14 protein-coding genes are annotated in these 14,366 nt (G+C 46.0%); all 14 read left to right on the forward strand.

The genetic code is table 11. The annotated features are described in order from the left end of the window. Positions 1-38: 38 nt before the first annotated feature. The 14 genes from miaB (at position 39) to ACDG22_RS02950 (ending at position 14,348) form a co-directional block, all read left to right on the forward strand. Positions 39-1,412: a tRNA (N6-isopentenyl adenosine(37)-C2)-methylthiotransferase MiaB gene (miaB, locus tag ACDG22_RS02885; RefSeq protein ID WP_007565738.1), complete on the forward strand. Its 1,374-nt coding sequence runs from the start codon at positions 39-41 to the stop codon at positions 1,410-1,412. Between the two features lie 55 nt (positions 1,413-1,467). Next, a complete protein-coding gene (locus ACDG22_RS02890) occupies positions 1,468-3,480 on the forward strand; it encodes a protein-disulfide reductase DsbD family protein (RefSeq protein ID WP_007565737.1) in 2,013 nt (670 codons plus the stop codon). Between the two features lie 173 nt (positions 3,481-3,653). Next, positions 3,654-5,276 (forward strand): leucine-rich repeat protein, encoded by a 1,623-nt coding sequence (locus tag ACDG22_RS02895; protein WP_007565735.1) that lies wholly within the window; start codon positions 3,654-3,656, stop codon positions 5,274-5,276. A 198-nt stretch (positions 5,277-5,474) separates the two neighbouring features. Further along, entirely contained in the window at positions 5,475-6,371 is an 897-nt protein-coding gene (locus ACDG22_RS02900) for a class I SAM-dependent methyltransferase (protein WP_040311731.1), read from the forward strand. A gap of 4 nt (positions 6,372-6,375) precedes the next feature. Further along, complete coding sequence (locus ACDG22_RS02905) at positions 6,376-7,248, forward strand: cell division protein FtsX (RefSeq protein ID WP_007565731.1); 873 nt, start codon at positions 6,376-6,378, stop codon at positions 7,246-7,248. A 35-nt stretch (positions 7,249-7,283) separates the two neighbouring features. Continuing rightward, positions 7,284-7,538 carry a DUF3098 domain-containing protein gene (locus ACDG22_RS02910; RefSeq protein WP_007565729.1) on the forward strand — a complete coding sequence of 85 codons (255 nt, stop codon included), beginning with the start codon at positions 7,284-7,286 and terminating at the stop codon, positions 7,536-7,538. Continuing rightward, positions 7,535-8,338 carry an undecaprenyl-diphosphate phosphatase gene (locus tag ACDG22_RS02915; RefSeq protein ID WP_007565726.1) on the forward strand — a complete coding sequence of 268 codons (804 nt, stop codon included), beginning with the start codon at positions 7,535-7,537 and terminating at the stop codon, positions 8,336-8,338. Before ACDG22_RS02910 ends, ACDG22_RS02915 begins: the two co-directional genes overlap by 4 nt. 10 nt (positions 8,339-8,348) lie before the next feature. Further along, positions 8,349-9,053 carry a tRNA pseudouridine(55) synthase TruB gene (truB, locus tag ACDG22_RS02920; RefSeq protein ID WP_007565724.1) on the forward strand — a complete coding sequence of 235 codons (705 nt, stop codon included), beginning with the start codon at positions 8,349-8,351 and terminating at the stop codon, positions 9,051-9,053. 15 nt (positions 9,054-9,068) lie between these two features. After that, on the forward strand, positions 9,069-10,124 hold the full coding sequence (gene queA / locus ACDG22_RS02925) for a tRNA preQ1(34) S-adenosylmethionine ribosyltransferase-isomerase QueA (RefSeq protein ID WP_007565722.1): 1,056 nt from the start codon (positions 9,069-9,071) through the stop codon (positions 10,122-10,124). Between the two features lie 9 nt (positions 10,125-10,133). Then, entirely contained in the window at positions 10,134-10,607 is a 474-nt protein-coding gene (gene folK / locus ACDG22_RS02930) for a 2-amino-4-hydroxy-6-hydroxymethyldihydropteridine diphosphokinase (protein WP_007565720.1), read from the forward strand. Positions 10,608-10,816: 209 nt separating this feature from the next. Then, entirely contained in the window at positions 10,817-12,112 is a 1,296-nt protein-coding gene (gene metK, locus ACDG22_RS02935) for a methionine adenosyltransferase (protein WP_007565718.1), read from the forward strand. A gap of 91 nt (positions 12,113-12,203) precedes the next feature. Next, on the forward strand, positions 12,204-12,791 hold the full coding sequence (locus tag ACDG22_RS02940; protein ID WP_007565716.1) for an LOG family protein: 588 nt from the start codon (positions 12,204-12,206) through the stop codon (positions 12,789-12,791). Continuing rightward, on the forward strand, positions 12,788-13,597 hold the full coding sequence (locus ACDG22_RS02945) for a DUF4271 domain-containing protein (protein WP_007565714.1): 810 nt from the start codon (positions 12,788-12,790) through the stop codon (positions 13,595-13,597). Before ACDG22_RS02940 ends, ACDG22_RS02945 begins: the two co-directional genes overlap by 4 nt. 4 nt (positions 13,598-13,601) lie before the next feature. After that, positions 13,602-14,348 (forward strand): uroporphyrinogen-III synthase, encoded by a 747-nt coding sequence (locus ACDG22_RS02950; protein WP_007565712.1) that lies wholly within the window; start codon positions 13,602-13,604, stop codon positions 14,346-14,348. The last annotated feature ends 18 nt before the right edge of the window (positions 14,349-14,366 follow it).

Consider the following 14,366-nt stretch of genomic DNA (forward strand, 5'->3'; position numbering starts at 1 on the left):
TCTTTGCAAATGAATTTATTAAATAATAACATAACATTATGACAAAAGAAGCTACGGGAGCGGACTTTAAATCCGCAACCGAACTGGAAACCAAAAAACTGTTTATCGAAACCTACGGCTGTCAGATGAATGTTGCGGATAGCGAAGTCATCGCATCTATCATGCAAATGGCAGGATACAGTCCGTGCGAAAGCCTCGATGAAGCTGATGCCGTATTTATGAACACTTGTTCTATCCGTGACAATGCCGAGCAGAAAATCCTGAACCGGCTGGAGTTCTTCCATTCTCTGAGAAAGAAGCGCAAGCACCTGATTGTCGGAGTATTGGGATGTATGGCAGAACGTGTAAAAAACGATCTGATAGAAAATCACCACGTCGACCTGGTAGCAGGACCGGATGCTTATCTCACATTGCCCGATTTGATCGGCGCAGTTGAGGCAGGAGAGAAGGCCATCAATGTAGAGCTTTCTACAACTGAAACTTATCGCGATGTCATTCCGTCACGCATCTGTGGAAATCACATTTCCGGATTCGTATCTATCATGCGCGGCTGCAACAATTTCTGTCACTATTGCATTGTGCCTTACACTCGCGGACGCGAAAGAAGCCGTGATGTGGAAAGCATTCTGAACGAAGTGCACGATTTACAGCAGAAAGGGTATAAGGAAGTAACGCTGTTAGGCCAGAACGTCAATTCTTATCGCTTCGAGCGGGAAGGAGAGGTCGTAACATTCCCGATGCTATTACGTATCGTTGCCGAGGCTGTGCCCGAAATGCGTGTACGCTTTACTACTTCACATCCCAAAGACATGAGTGATGAAACACTGTATGTCATTGCTGAAGTACCTAACGTATGCAAGCATATCCACCTGCCGGTACAGAGCGGAAGTTCGCGTATTCTGAAACTGATGAACCGCAAATATACGCGCGAATGGTACCTGGAAAGGGTAGAGGCCATCCGTCGCATCATTCCCGACTGTGGATTGAGTACTGATATCTTCTCCGGATTCCACTCCGAGACAGAAGAAGATCACCAGATGAGTCTTTCGCTGATGCGTGAATGTGCATACGACTCAGCTTTCATGTTCAAATATTCCGAACGACCGGGAACATATGCTTCGAAACATCTGCCTGATGATGTTCCCGAAGAAGTTAAAATACGCCGGTTAAACGAAATGATTGAATTGCAGAACCAGTTATCTGCCGAAAGCAATGCCCGCAATGTAGGAAAGACATTCGAGGTACTGGTAGAAGGCATATCAAAACGCTCCAAAGAACAGTTATTCGGACGTACCGAGCAGAATAAGGTAGTCGTATTCGACCGTGGCACACACCGTATAGGTGATCTTGTACGTGTGCGTATCACCGAATCCAGTTCTGCTACCCTGAAAGGTATCGAAGTAACCGAATAACCCCAGACAATAAAAACAAATTTCTTATTTATAATTCAAAATCCGAAAAGAAACAATGAAAAGAAGAATCACGCTCAGTTGGCTGCTCATGGCGTTAATCTGCCTGCCCATGTTCGCCCAGATGCAAGATCCGGTACGATTCAAGACCGAATGGAAAAACCTTTCGGCCAATGAGGCTGAAATTATTTTTACTGGTACGATGGACCAGGGCTGGCATGTTTATTCTACCGACCTGCAAGAAGGAGGTCCTACTTCTGCCACTTTCAACATCGACAAGATAGAAGGAGCAGAGCTGGTAGGAAAACTTACTCCGATAGGGAAAGAAATCAAACAGATGGACCCTATCTTCGAAATGGAAGTAAAATTCTTCGAAGGCACAGCTAAATTCTCACAGAAAGTTAAGCTCACTGGAGGCGACTATCTGATTACCGGATACCTGGAATTTGGTGCATGCAACGACCAGAACTGTCTGCCACCTACCAGCGTTGATTTTTCTTATAAAGGTACTGTAGCCGCAGCTGCTTCGGCAACAGCTGCACCAGCTAAAACAGAAGAAGCAACTGCACCTGCCGAATCAACAGAAACAGTAGATTCTACAGCAGCCGTAACAACTGCCCCTCAGACATTGCAGGAAGCTACCGATTACTGGAAACCGGTTATCAAAGAGCTATCCAATTACGGAAGCACCGAAGAACAGGAATCACATTCTTGGATTTACATCTTCTTCACCGGTCTGATCGGAGGTATTCTGGCCCTGTTCACACCTTGTGTATGGCCAATTATTCCGATGACTGTCAGCTTCTTCCTGAAACGTACTAAGGACAAAAAGAAAGGTATTCGTGACGCATGGACCTATGGTGCATCTATCGTTGTGATCTATGTAGCGCTGGGACTTGCTATTACACTGATATTCGGAGCTAGTGCACTGAACGCATTGTCTACCAATGCCATCTTCAATATCCTATTCTTCCTGATGCTGGTTATCTTTGCGGCTTCTTTCTTTGGAGCATTCGAGATCACCCTGCCGTCTAAGTGGAGCAACGCTGTCGACAGCAAGGCTGAAGCAACAACCGGTCTGCTGAGTATCTTCCTGATGGCATTCACTTTGTCATTGGTATCATTCTCTTGTACAGGTCCTATCATCGGCTTCCTGCTGGTAGAAGTTTCTACTACCGGTAGTGTTGTAGCGCCGGCTATCGGTATGTTAGGATTTGCCATTGCACTGGCTTTACCTTTCACACTGTTCGCTATGTTCCCGTCATGGCTGAAATCAATGCCGAAATCCGGAGGTTGGATGAACGTTATCAAGGTGGTACTGGGATTCCTGGAACTGGCGTTTGCCTTGAAATTCCTGTCGGTAGCCGACCTTGCTTACGGCTGGAGACTGCTCGACCGTGAAACATTCCTTGCACTTTGGATCGTTATCTTTGCTCTGCTGGGTATGTACCTGCTGGGTAAGATCAAATTCCCTCACGACGACGACAACAATAAGGTAGGAGTAGGACGTTTCTTCCTGGCACTCATCTCACTGGCATTTGCCGTATATATGATTCCGGGACTTTGGGGAGCTCCTCTGAAAGCTGTCAGCGCATTTGCACCTCCTATGCAGACTCAGGATTTCAACTTATACAAGAATGAAGTACACGCCAAGTTTACCGACTTCGATGCTGGTATGGAATACGCTCGCCAGAACAACAAACCGGTCATGATAGACTTCACCGGATATGGTTGCGTAAACTGCCGTAAGATGGAACTTGCTGTATGGACTGACCCGAAAGTAAGTCAGATGCTGAACGACGACTACGTACTTATCACGCTGTATGTAGACGAAAAGACCAAGCTTCCAGAACCGATAAAGGTTACAGAAAACGGAACAGAACGTACTCTTCGTACAATAGGTGACAAGTGGAGCTACCTGCAACGTTCTAAGTTCGGAGCCAATGCACAGCCATTCTATGTATTGCTCGACAACGAAGGCATGCCTCTGAACAAGTCATATTCTTACGACGAAGACATTGCTAAATATGTAGACTTCCTCCAGACAGGATTGAAAAACTACAAAAAATAATTACCCTCAGGATAAATAAATCAACAGGAAAGCTTCCGGAAAGTCATTCATTTGACCTCCGGAAGCTTTTTTTATTTTACGCCACAAACAAAAAATCACTGTTTTCAGTGACAAAGAATTCTCTCGGAATACCGTTTCTTTGTAAGATAAACGAACCTCAAACAATCCATATCATGAAAGTAAGATTCTTATATTTATTGTGCTTGCTGACGTGTATATTACCAGCTTGCTCAAGCGATGACAATGAACCGGTAGACGAACCTGTAACAATAACAGGCGTAAGCGTTTCACCCGAAAGCATCAGTCTGGAATGTGGAGAAACAAAGCAGCTGACAGCCAAAATATCACCGGAAAATGCTACGGCAGGAGATATTACATGGACCTCATCCGATGAAGCAATAGCTACGGTATCATCCGATGGAACTGTAACCGGTATAAGCAAAGGAACGACCACCGTTACAGCCACAGTAAGCGGAAAAAGCGGAACATGTGAGGTGACTGTTACCCAAGAAGTACAGTCGGTAGAAATATCGCCTGCTACAGCAACCTTAACCAGCAAGGGAGAAACCATACAGCTCACCGCTACAGTCCTTCCAGAAGGGGCAGGAGAGGCCACATGGACATCTTCCGACGAAGCAGTAGCCACAGTATCACCCGAAGGAATTGTAACAGCCATAGGCGAGGGAACAGCTACCATCACAGCTACAGCCGGAGAAAAAACAGCTACTTGTACAATCACTGTCAGTATCTCTATTGTAGATATCGAGGGTAACCAAGCTACATTCCATCTCGACGGAGCCAGCGCTGCACAAGTATCACAAGCCATCAGTGAAGCAGCTCAGGCAGGTGTAACCCGTTTTATACTCACAGGAGATTCCGAAGCACTGGGACTATATGATGGAAATCCTTTCAGCGGTATCCAAATCGAATTACTCGACTTATCCGGAGTAACCGGATGGCAAGACCGGGATGCAAATGGCCTTCCTGAGCTGCCGGCAGAAAGCTTCAGACATACAAGCAGTTCCGATTTCTCCGGATTACAGGAAGTCATCCTGCCTCAGGAAATACAGCAACTGCAAGATTATGCTTTCTATAAATGCAGCAACCTGACCAAAATCACCGCTCCGGGCGTAGTCAGAGTAAACAGCTTTGCTTTCCAAAGTTGCACCAAACTAGCAGAAGTAAGTATGCCTGAAGTTACTTACCTTGGTACCAATGCCTTTATGTCAACAGCCCTGCAAGTTGCAGACTTCTCCAAATTGCAAACCCTTGAGGGTAGTGTATTCTGGCTTTGTTCCAAACTGACAGAAGTCAACTTGCCGGAAGCAACGACAATCGGAAACGCGACACTGGTTTCACAAGGTGGTTCCCGTACAGGAATAAATACATTTGGCGACTGTTCACAGCTGGAAAAAGTATACTTGCCTAAAGCAACTACCATCGGAGATGATGCATTCAGCAACTGTAAGTCACTGAAAGAAATAGAGCTTCCGCAGGCAACAACTGTCGGAAACAAAGCCTTCTATAACTGTACTGCACTGACCAGCGTCAACCTGCCTCAGGCAACCGCTCTAGGTGATGATGTATTTACAGAATGTACAGCCTTAAATACAATCAAGCTGATCGCCGAAGGAAGCATTTCGGTACAAAACTCAACATTCGGACCAGCCGATACCATCACAAAGAATGTCGACCTTACCCTGAATATCAATAAAAAAGGAGAAACATGGGATGAGTTCTGGCAAGAAGAAGAATGGAAAGACCATAAATGGAAAAGCATTTCTTTTGTTGAATAAGCTTTAATCCTATCATAAATGAATGCAGGTTATCCGGACAGAAGTTTCCCAGATAACCTGCATCGCTTAATTTGTAGTATTTTGATTATAAATTTCCCTACAATTTTTCTTTCACGCGAATTATACCCTTAAAGAACCTTAACAAAACACTCTCCATACCCGATTTATTTGTTATTTTGCAGCAAATTAGGGAATAAAGTGAATATACTCAATATAGATACATGTCCTCTCTGCGGGAAAACGCATTTTGAGGAAGTCATGACTTGCACGGACCATTATGCCACCGGTGAAAAATTTACGATTTACCGCTGTAAGGCGTGTGGTTTTTTGTTTACGCAGCATGTGCCCGACGAAAGTGAGATAGGCAGGTATTATGAATCGCCGGATTATATCTCGCACACGGATACGCGCAAGGGACTTGCCAACCGTCTGTATCACTATGTACGGGGATTTATGCTGGGACGCAAGGCTTCGCTGATAGAGCGGATCTGCGGTACCCGAAACGGAAGCTTGCTGGATATCGGTACGGGTACGGGGTATTTCAGCCATTTCATGCAGAAACGGGGATGGAAGGTTTCTGCCATCGAGAAGAGCCCGCAGGCACGGGCGTTTGCCAAGGAGCATTTCGAGCTGATGGTGGAGGCTCCGGAAGCGCTGGCGGCTTACGGCAAAGGGAGCTTCGATGTGATTACGCTGTGGCATGTCATGGAGCATTTGCAGGATATAAACGGTACCTGGAAACGGCTTGCCGACATGCTGAAGGAGTGTGGTGTACTGGTGGTAGCTGTACCTAATCCGGTTTCGTTCGATGCACAGCATTACAGGGAGATGTGGGCGGCGTATGATGTACCGCGGCATCTGTGGCATTTTACGCCTTCTGTCATGCAGCAGTTCGGAGCAAAATATGATTTTATCCTGACCGAACGGCATCCGATGCCGTTTGACGCGTTTTATGTTTCCATGCTTTCGGAAAAGTACCGGGGAAGCCGTATGCCTTTCCTGAAAGGTATGATTAAGGGAACGGAGGCGTGGTTTGCTTCGCTGGTGAAAAAGGAACAGAGCAGTTCCATGATTTACATATTCAGAAAAAAGTAAGGGTATGAGCAGAAAACCGAGATCTTTTTTTGATATGCAGTTCGTAACGTCGAGCATCAGTACGATGCTTGTCCTGCTGTTGTTGGGGATAGTCGTTTTTTTCGTAATGGCTGCCAACAATCTTTCTGTATATGTCCGCGAGAATATCGCTTTCTCAATTCTGATCAGTGATGATATGAAGGAGACGGATATTCTCCGCTTTCAGAAACAGCTGAACAAGGAGGTATATGTAAAGCAGACGACGTATATATCGAAGGCGCAGGCCCTGAAGGAGCAGACGGAGGCGATGGGAACAGATCCGGCGGAGTTTCTGGGGCATAATCCGTTTACGGCTTCCATCGAGGTGAAGCTGAATGCGGATTACGCAAATTCTGACAGCGTTGCGTGGATAAAGGATGAGATTCAGTCGAAGAACAAGCAAGTGATAGAGATCAATTACCCGCAGGATCTGCTGGATGCGGTAAACAGTAATATCCGGAAGATCAGTATTGTTTTGCTCGGACTGGCGGCACTGCTTACGCTTATTTCGTTTGCGCTTATCAACAATACCATCCGGCTGGCGGTATATTCGAAACGTTTTCTTATTCATACCATGAAGCTGGTGGGAGCCAGCTGGTCGTTTATCCGGCGGCCGTTTTTGCTGCGCAACATGTGGATAGGGATACTGGCTGCTACGATGGCGGATGCGGTACTGATAGGACTGGCGTATATGCTGGTGCGTTATGAACCGGACTTGCTGGCGGTGGTTACACCGGGGGTGATGGTTGTGGTGATGGGAGCGGTTTTTGTTTTCGGGGTGCTGATTACTTCGCTCTGCGCACTTATTTCCATCAACAAGTATCTCCGCATGAAAGTGAGTGAATTGTATTATATATAATAGGTGAAACTAACCAATCAATTTTTCTTTTCAATATGGACAAAAAGAACTTTGCCTTTGATAAAACGAACTTCATCCTGCTGGCTGCGGGTATGGTGGTGATTATCATCGGTTTCCTGCTGATGACGGGACCGGGCTCTACGGAAACGACTTTCGAGCCTGATATTTTCAGTGTACGTCGTATCAAGGTAGCACCGCTGGTTTGCTTCCTGGGATTTATTTTCATGATTTACGGTATACTGCGCAAACCGAAAAGTATTCAAGATAACGATAATAATCTGACGGAATGAGCTGGATAGAAGCATTGATCTTGGGTATTCTGCAGGGATTGACGGAATATCTGCCTGTGAGCAGCAGTGGACATCTGGCTATCGGATCGGCACTGTTCGGCATAGAAGGGGAGGAAAATCTGACGTTTACCATCGTGGTGCATGTGGCAACGGTGCTGAGTACGCTGGTTATCTTGTGGAAGGAAATAGACTGGATATTCCGCGGGCTGTTTAAATGGCAGCTGAACGAAGAAACAAAATATATATTGAACATCGTGGTATCGATGATTCCGATCGGCATTGTGGGGGTGTTCTTTAAGGATTATGTGGAGGGGATTTTCGACTCGGGACTGCTGATTGTGGGATGTATGCTCCTGCTGACGGCTGTACTGCTGACTTTCTCTTATTATGCGAAACCGAGACAGAAGGAACGTATCAGCATGAGGGATGCGTTTATTATCGGACTGGCGCAGGCTTGTGCGGTAATGCCGGGACTGTCACGCTCGGGAAGTACAATCGCTACCGGTCTGATACTGGGTAACAAGAAGGAAACGCTGGCTCAGTTTTCTTTCCTGATGGTGATACCGCCGATTCTGGGAGAGGCTTTGCTGGATGGAATGAAGATTATAAAGGATGCTTCTGCGGTAAGTGCGGGCATCAGCACGGCATCGCTGGTGGTAGGCTTCCTGGCTGCTTTCGTTTCGGGATGTATCGCATGTAAGTGGATGATTAATATTGTAAAGAAGGGCAAGCTGATCTGGTTTGGCGTGTATTGTGCCATCGTGGGTATCATCACGATTGTTACAAGCTTGCTGTCATAAACACAAACGGATGAACTTTAAAGAAGGAGAAGTGTTATATTTTGACAAGCCGCTGCGATGGACATCGTTCGCGCTTGTGAATAAAGTGAGGTATCATATCAGCCGCAAGCTGGGAGTGAAGAAAATAAAGGTAGGACACGCCGGAACGCTTGATCCGCTGGCTACGGGAGTCATGATTATCTGTACCGGAAAGGCTACCAAGCGTATCGAGGAGTTCCAGTATCACACCAAGGAGTATATCGCTACGCTGCAACTGGGGGCTACAACTCCCTCGTATGACCTGGAAAAGGAGATTGATGCTACGTATCCGACGGAGCATATCACACGCCAGCTGGTGGAGGATACGCTGAAGAATTTCATGGGAACGATAGAGCAGATTCCACCGGCTTTTTCGGCTTGTAAGGTGGACGGCAAACGTGCATACGACCTTGCCCGCAAGGGGGATGAGGTGGAGCTGAAACCGAAGACGCTGGTGATTGATGAAATTGAGTTGCTGGAATGTAACCTGCCGGAAATCAAGATTCGTGTGGTATGCAGCAAGGGAACGTATATCCGGGCGCTGGCACGCGACATCGGTGAAGCGCTGAACAGCGGAGCGCACCTTACCGGACTGATACGGACACGGGTAGGGGATGTCAGACTGGAGGATTGCATGCAGGTGGATGACTTTGAAGCATGGCTCGACCAACAGGATATAGAAATTACAAACGATTAAGGAAAGGATAATAAGATGAAACTGTCACAATTCAAATTTAAGTTGCCGGAAGATAAGATCGCACTGCACCCGGCGAAGTACAGAGATGAGTCGCGACTGATGGTGGTTCATAAGGCTACCGGAGAGATTGAACATGTGGTATTCAAGGATATCTTGAATTATTTTGATGACAAGGACGTATTTATCTTCAATGATACAAAGGTATTTCCTGCACGTTTATATGGTAATAAAGAAAAGACCGGAGCACGTATCGAGGTGTTCTTGTTGCGTGAGCTGAATGAGGAACTGCGCCTGTGGGATGTGCTGGTGGACCCGGCTCGTAAGATACGTATCGGAAACAAGCTTTATTTCGGAGATGACGACTCGATGGTGGCGGAAGTAATCGATAATACGACTTCACGCGGACGTACACTCCGTTTCCTGTACGACGGACCGCACGATGAGTTCAAGAAGGCGCTTTATGCACTTGGTGAACCGCCATTGCCACCGTTTATCCACCGTCCGGCTGAACCGGAGGATGAGGAACGCTTCCAGACAATCTTCGCGAAGAATGAAGGGGCTGTAACGGTACCGGCTGCGGGATTGCACTTCAGCCGTGAGCTGATGAAGCGTATGGAAATAAAGGGTATCGATTTCTCTTTCATTACCATGCACTGTGGACTGGGTGGTTTCCGTGATATCGACGTGGAGGATCTTACCAAGCATAAAATGGACTCGGAACAGATGTTTGTGGAGGCTGAGGCTTGCCGCATCGTAAACGAGGCAAAGGATCGTGGTAATAAGGTGTGTGCGGTAGGTACTGATGTTATGCGTGCCATAGAAACAGCTGTGGGTACCGACGGACACCTGAAGGAATTCGAGGGTTGGACAAACAAGTTTATTTTCCCTCCGTACGATTTCTCACTGGCTAATGCGATGGTCAGCAACTTCCATATGCCGCTGTCTACAATGCTGATGCTGGTTTGTTCTTATGGCGGATATGAACTGGTGATGGATGCTTATAACATTGCGCTGAAAGAGGATTACCGCTTCGGTACTTACGGGGATGCAATGCTGATACTGGATAAATAAACGGATACCATGGCAAAAGTTTACTTGGGCCTGGGTACAAACATGGGCGATAAAGAAGCAAACTTACGTACTGCCGTCCGATTGATAAATGACAGGATAGGGAAGGTGACTTCCCTATCTTCTTTTTATCGGACTGCTCCCTGGGGATTTGTGTCGGATAATGATTTTCTGAATGCGGCAGCATGCTCGGAAACGCTGCTCGATCCGCTGGAGGTACTGCATCTGACGCAGGCTATCGAGAAGGAAATGGGCAGAACGGCCAAGTCGGTGGAAAGGGTGTATAGTGACCGGCCGATAGACATCGACTTGCTGATGTACGATGATACGGTGATGCAGACTCCGGAACTGACACTGCCGCATCCGCTGATGGGGGAACGGAGTTTCGTCATGGACCCGCTGGCGGAAATTGCCGGTGAGATGGTGCACCCTGTTTCGGGACTGACGATGGAGGAAATGAGAAAAAGGCTTGCCCAATTTATATAAAGCTATGTTAAAAGAGGGATAACTTTGTAATTATTCCAATTTATATCTGTATTTTTGCAGCCGAAAATAAAAGTGGAAAGATTTGAGTAGCTTGCAACCACGGAAAAAAATGCTAAAACACATAGTATAACACTCTTCCCTGATACAACTATCTACTCTTGTCCGTACACGGATAAACTTTTAATTAATCCTTTTTTAATTTTAAAGACATGGGATATTTATTCACATCCGAATCGGTGTCGGAAGGACACCCCGATAAAGTGGCGGATCAGATTTCCGACGCTGTGCTTGACAAACTGTTGGCTTATGACCCCAGTTCAAAAGTAGCTTGCGAAACGTTGGTGACTACCGGACAGGTGGTACTGGCAGGAGAAGTGAAAACCAAAGCGTATATCGATCTTCAGCGTGTAGCTCGTGAGGTAATCAACAAGATTGGTTATACCAAGAGTGAGTATATGTTCGAAGGTAACTCGTGTGGCGTATTCTCGGCTATTCACGAACAGAGCCCTGACATTAACCGTGGAGTGGAACGCGAGGACCCGATGAATCAGGGTGCCGGCGACCAGGGTATGATGTTCGGCTACGCTACCAATGAAACTGAAAACTATATGCCGCTGTCGCTCGACCTGGCACATAAGCTGCTGATGGTGCTGGCTGAAATCCGCCGTGAAGGTAAGGTGATGACTTACTTGCGTCCGGACTCTAAGAGCCAGGTGACTATAGAATATGATGACGACCGCCGTCCGGTTCGTATCGATACCATTGTGGTTTCTACACAGCATGATGAGTTTATCCAGCCTGCTGACGACTCGAAGGAGGCTCAGCTGAAGGCGGATGAAGAGATGCTGGCAAAGATACGTCAGGATGTAATCGAAATCTTGATGCCGCGTGTTATTTCTGAAATTCATAATCCGGAAGTGCTGAAGTTGTTCAACGACCAGATTAAGTATCATGTGAACCCGACCGGTAAGTTCGTTATCGGTGGTCCGCACGGGGATACAGGACTGACCGGACGTAAGATTATCGTGGATACTTACGGTGGTGCTGGTGCTCACGGTGGTGGTGCATTCTCTGGAAAGGATCCTAGTAAGGTAGACCGTAGTGCGGCTTATGCAGCACGTCATATCGCCAAGAATCTGGTAGCTGCGGGTGTTGCCGACGAAATTCTGGTTCAGGTTTCGTATGCAATCGGTGTAGCGCGTCCGATTAATATTTACGTGAATACGTATGGACGCAGTAAGGTGGCTATGAGCGACGGTGAAATTGCCAAGAAGGTGGATGAAATCTTTGATATGCGTCCGCGTGCCATCGAAGAACGTCTGAAACTGCGTAACCCGATTTACAGTGAAACTGCTGCTTACGGACACATGGGACGTGAACCGAAGGTGATTACCAAGCATTTTGAATCGACATACGAAGGCAACAAGGATGTAGAGGTAGAACTCTTCACTTGGGAAAAGCTGGACTATGTAGACAAGGTGAAAGCTGCTTTCGGAATTAAATAACTGACTGTTATGTAAATGAATAAAGAGAATGAGGGATATTCCGAAGGGAGTATTCCTCATTTTTTGTCTTGATATACTTCAACGCTGACTGATGAACGATATTAAAAATGTATGTGTGTATAGTGCTTCGAGCACTAAAATTGACCAGTCTTATTTCGATGCTGCCGAAAAACTGGGGAAAATACTTGCTGAACGGAAGATTAATCTGATAAACGGTGCAGGGTGTCTGGGACTGATGTGTGCCATCAGTGATGCTACGCTACAGGCGGGCGGAACGGTTACCGGGGTGATTCCGCATTTCATGGTGGAGCAGGGCTGGCATCACAAGGGGCTTACGCAACTGATTGAAACGGAAACCATGCACGAACGCAAGCAGATCATGGCGGATATGTCCGACGGGGTGATTGCACTGCCCGGAGGATGCGGAACGCTGGAGGAGTTGCTGGAAATCATTACCTGGAAGCAGCTGGGGCTGTATCTGAAGCCTGTCGTTATTTTAAATATCAACCATTTTTATGATCCGCTGCTGGAGATGCTGAACCAGGCTATCGAACAGAATTTCATGCGCCGTGAGCATGGAGCTATCTGGCATGTGGCGGAGACACCCGAAGAAGCTGTAAATTTATTGTATAATACACCGGTATGGAGCAAAGAAATTCGTAAATTTGCGGCTATATGAGTACCGTCTGCCGTATAGGTGTAAAATATATTGCCGAGAAGATGGACGAGCAGCAGCAAAGGCTCGACCTGGCTCTGCCAGCAAGCGTACAGGCAAATCCGAAAGCCGGTATGCAGGGACAGCCGTTGCCTTACCAGTTGCGATCGGATGCTTTCGTTACCGGTATTATCCTGATTTGTTTCGTCCTGCTTTCTTATTCGCTGAAAAACGGAAAGAAATATGTGCTGCAACGGATAAAGGCGCTCTTCCAGTATAAAGAGCGGTTCAGCCTGTTCGATGATGCTACTACCTCGAGCAACCGGTATGTCTTTACGCTGACAATTATCAGTTGTGTATTGTCCGGACTATATATTTATGAGTACATATCCGAAACGGATTTCATGCTGATACGCTCGGTTTCGAACGGACTGATGCTGGGAATCTATATCGGAATGTCCTTATTTTACATCAGCTTCAAATGGGTGGCTTATCAGTTTGTCAATTGGATTTTTTTTGACAAAGAAAGAAATAATTACTGGACCCAGACCTATTTTGACCTGGTGAGCGGAATTAGTTTTTTACTTTTTCCGGTCATGTTGCTTATTATTTATTTCAATTTGGGTATCCAGACAAGTAAAGTTTTAATCGTTTTTCTCCTGCTTTTTGCTAAAATATTGTTATTTTATAAGTCTATCAGGAACTTTTTCAAACATGTTTATGGTTTTCTGCATTTTATTCTGTACTTTTGTGCACTCGAAATCATTCCCTTAATACTGTTTTGGAAAGGGATCACCTATATAAACAATATTTTGGTTTTAAAAATTTAAGACATTGAAGATTAAAAAAGTTCTAGTTTCTCAGCCTAAACCCACATCAGAGAAGTCGCCTTATTTCGACATTGCTGAGAAGTACGGTGTGAAAATAGATTTTCGCCCGTTTATAAAAGTTGAGAGTTTGTCGGCAAAGGAATTTAGACAACAGAAAGTTTCTATATTGGATCATACCGCCGTTGTATTTACTTCGCGCCATGCAATTGACCACTTCTTTAGTCTTTGTTCTGAGATGCGAATCACGATACCGGAAACCATGAAGTATTTCTGTACGTCGGAAACAATCGCTCTGTACATCCAGAAATATGTTCAATACCGTAAACGTAAGGTATTCTTCGGCGCAACAGGTAAGTTTGCTGATCTGCTTCCGCTGATAGTCAAACATAACACGGAGAAGTATTTTATTCCGATGTCGGACGTACATAACGACGAAGTGAAGAACTTGCTCGACAAGAATAAGATACAGCACACTGAAGCAATCATGTATCGTACTGTAAGTAATGATTTCACTCCGGAAGAAAAGTTCGATTACGACATGCTGATTTTCTTCAGCCCGGCAGGTATACAGTCGCTGATGAAGAACTTCCCCGATTTCGAACAGAAAGATATTGCCATCGGAAGCTTCGGACCTACTACAGCTCAGGCTGTAAAGGATGCAGGACTTCGCCTGGATCTGGAAGCTCCTACGGCAGCAGCTCCGTCGATGACAGCTGCACTGGATATGTTTATCCGTAAGCATAACGCATAAAAACAATTTTAGATTCGG

This window comes from Phocaeicola coprocola (genome assembly GCF_041333015.1).
In the GTDB taxonomy this organism is placed as follows: Bacteria; Bacteroidota; Bacteroidia; order Bacteroidales; family Bacteroidaceae; genus Phocaeicola; species Phocaeicola coprocola.

Excerpts from the sequence above, each read along its gene's own strand:
- truB (WP_007565724.1), top strand. The coding sequence starts at position 8,349 with ATGAACTTTAAAGAAGGAGAAGTGTTATATTTTGACAAGCCGCTGCGA.
- ACDG22_RS02940 (WP_007565716.1), top strand. The coding sequence starts at position 12,204 with ATGAACGATATTAAAAATGTATGTGTGTATAGTGCTTCGAGCACTAAA.
- ACDG22_RS02915 (WP_007565726.1), top strand. The coding sequence starts at position 7,535 with ATGAGCTGGATAGAAGCATTGATCTTGGGTATTCTGCAGGGATTGACG.
- metK (WP_007565718.1), top strand. The coding sequence starts at position 10,817 with ATGGGATATTTATTCACATCCGAATCGGTGTCGGAAGGACACCCCGAT.
- ACDG22_RS02910 (WP_007565729.1), top strand. The coding sequence starts at position 7,284 with ATGGACAAAAAGAACTTTGCCTTTGATAAAACGAACTTCATCCTGCTG.
- ACDG22_RS02895 (WP_007565735.1), top strand. The coding sequence starts at position 3,654 with ATGAAAGTAAGATTCTTATATTTATTGTGCTTGCTGACGTGTATATTA.
- ACDG22_RS02890 (WP_007565737.1), top strand. The coding sequence starts at position 1,468 with ATGAAAAGAAGAATCACGCTCAGTTGGCTGCTCATGGCGTTAATCTGC.
- queA (WP_007565722.1), top strand. The coding sequence starts at position 9,069 with ATGAAACTGTCACAATTCAAATTTAAGTTGCCGGAAGATAAGATCGCA.
- folK (WP_007565720.1), top strand. The coding sequence starts at position 10,134 with ATGGCAAAAGTTTACTTGGGCCTGGGTACAAACATGGGCGATAAAGAA.
- ACDG22_RS02945 (WP_007565714.1), top strand. The coding sequence starts at position 12,788 with ATGAGTACCGTCTGCCGTATAGGTGTAAAATATATTGCCGAGAAGATG.
- miaB (WP_007565738.1), top strand. The coding sequence starts at position 39 with ATGACAAAAGAAGCTACGGGAGCGGACTTTAAATCCGCAACCGAACTG.
- ACDG22_RS02905 (WP_007565731.1), top strand. The coding sequence starts at position 6,376 with ATGAGCAGAAAACCGAGATCTTTTTTTGATATGCAGTTCGTAACGTCG.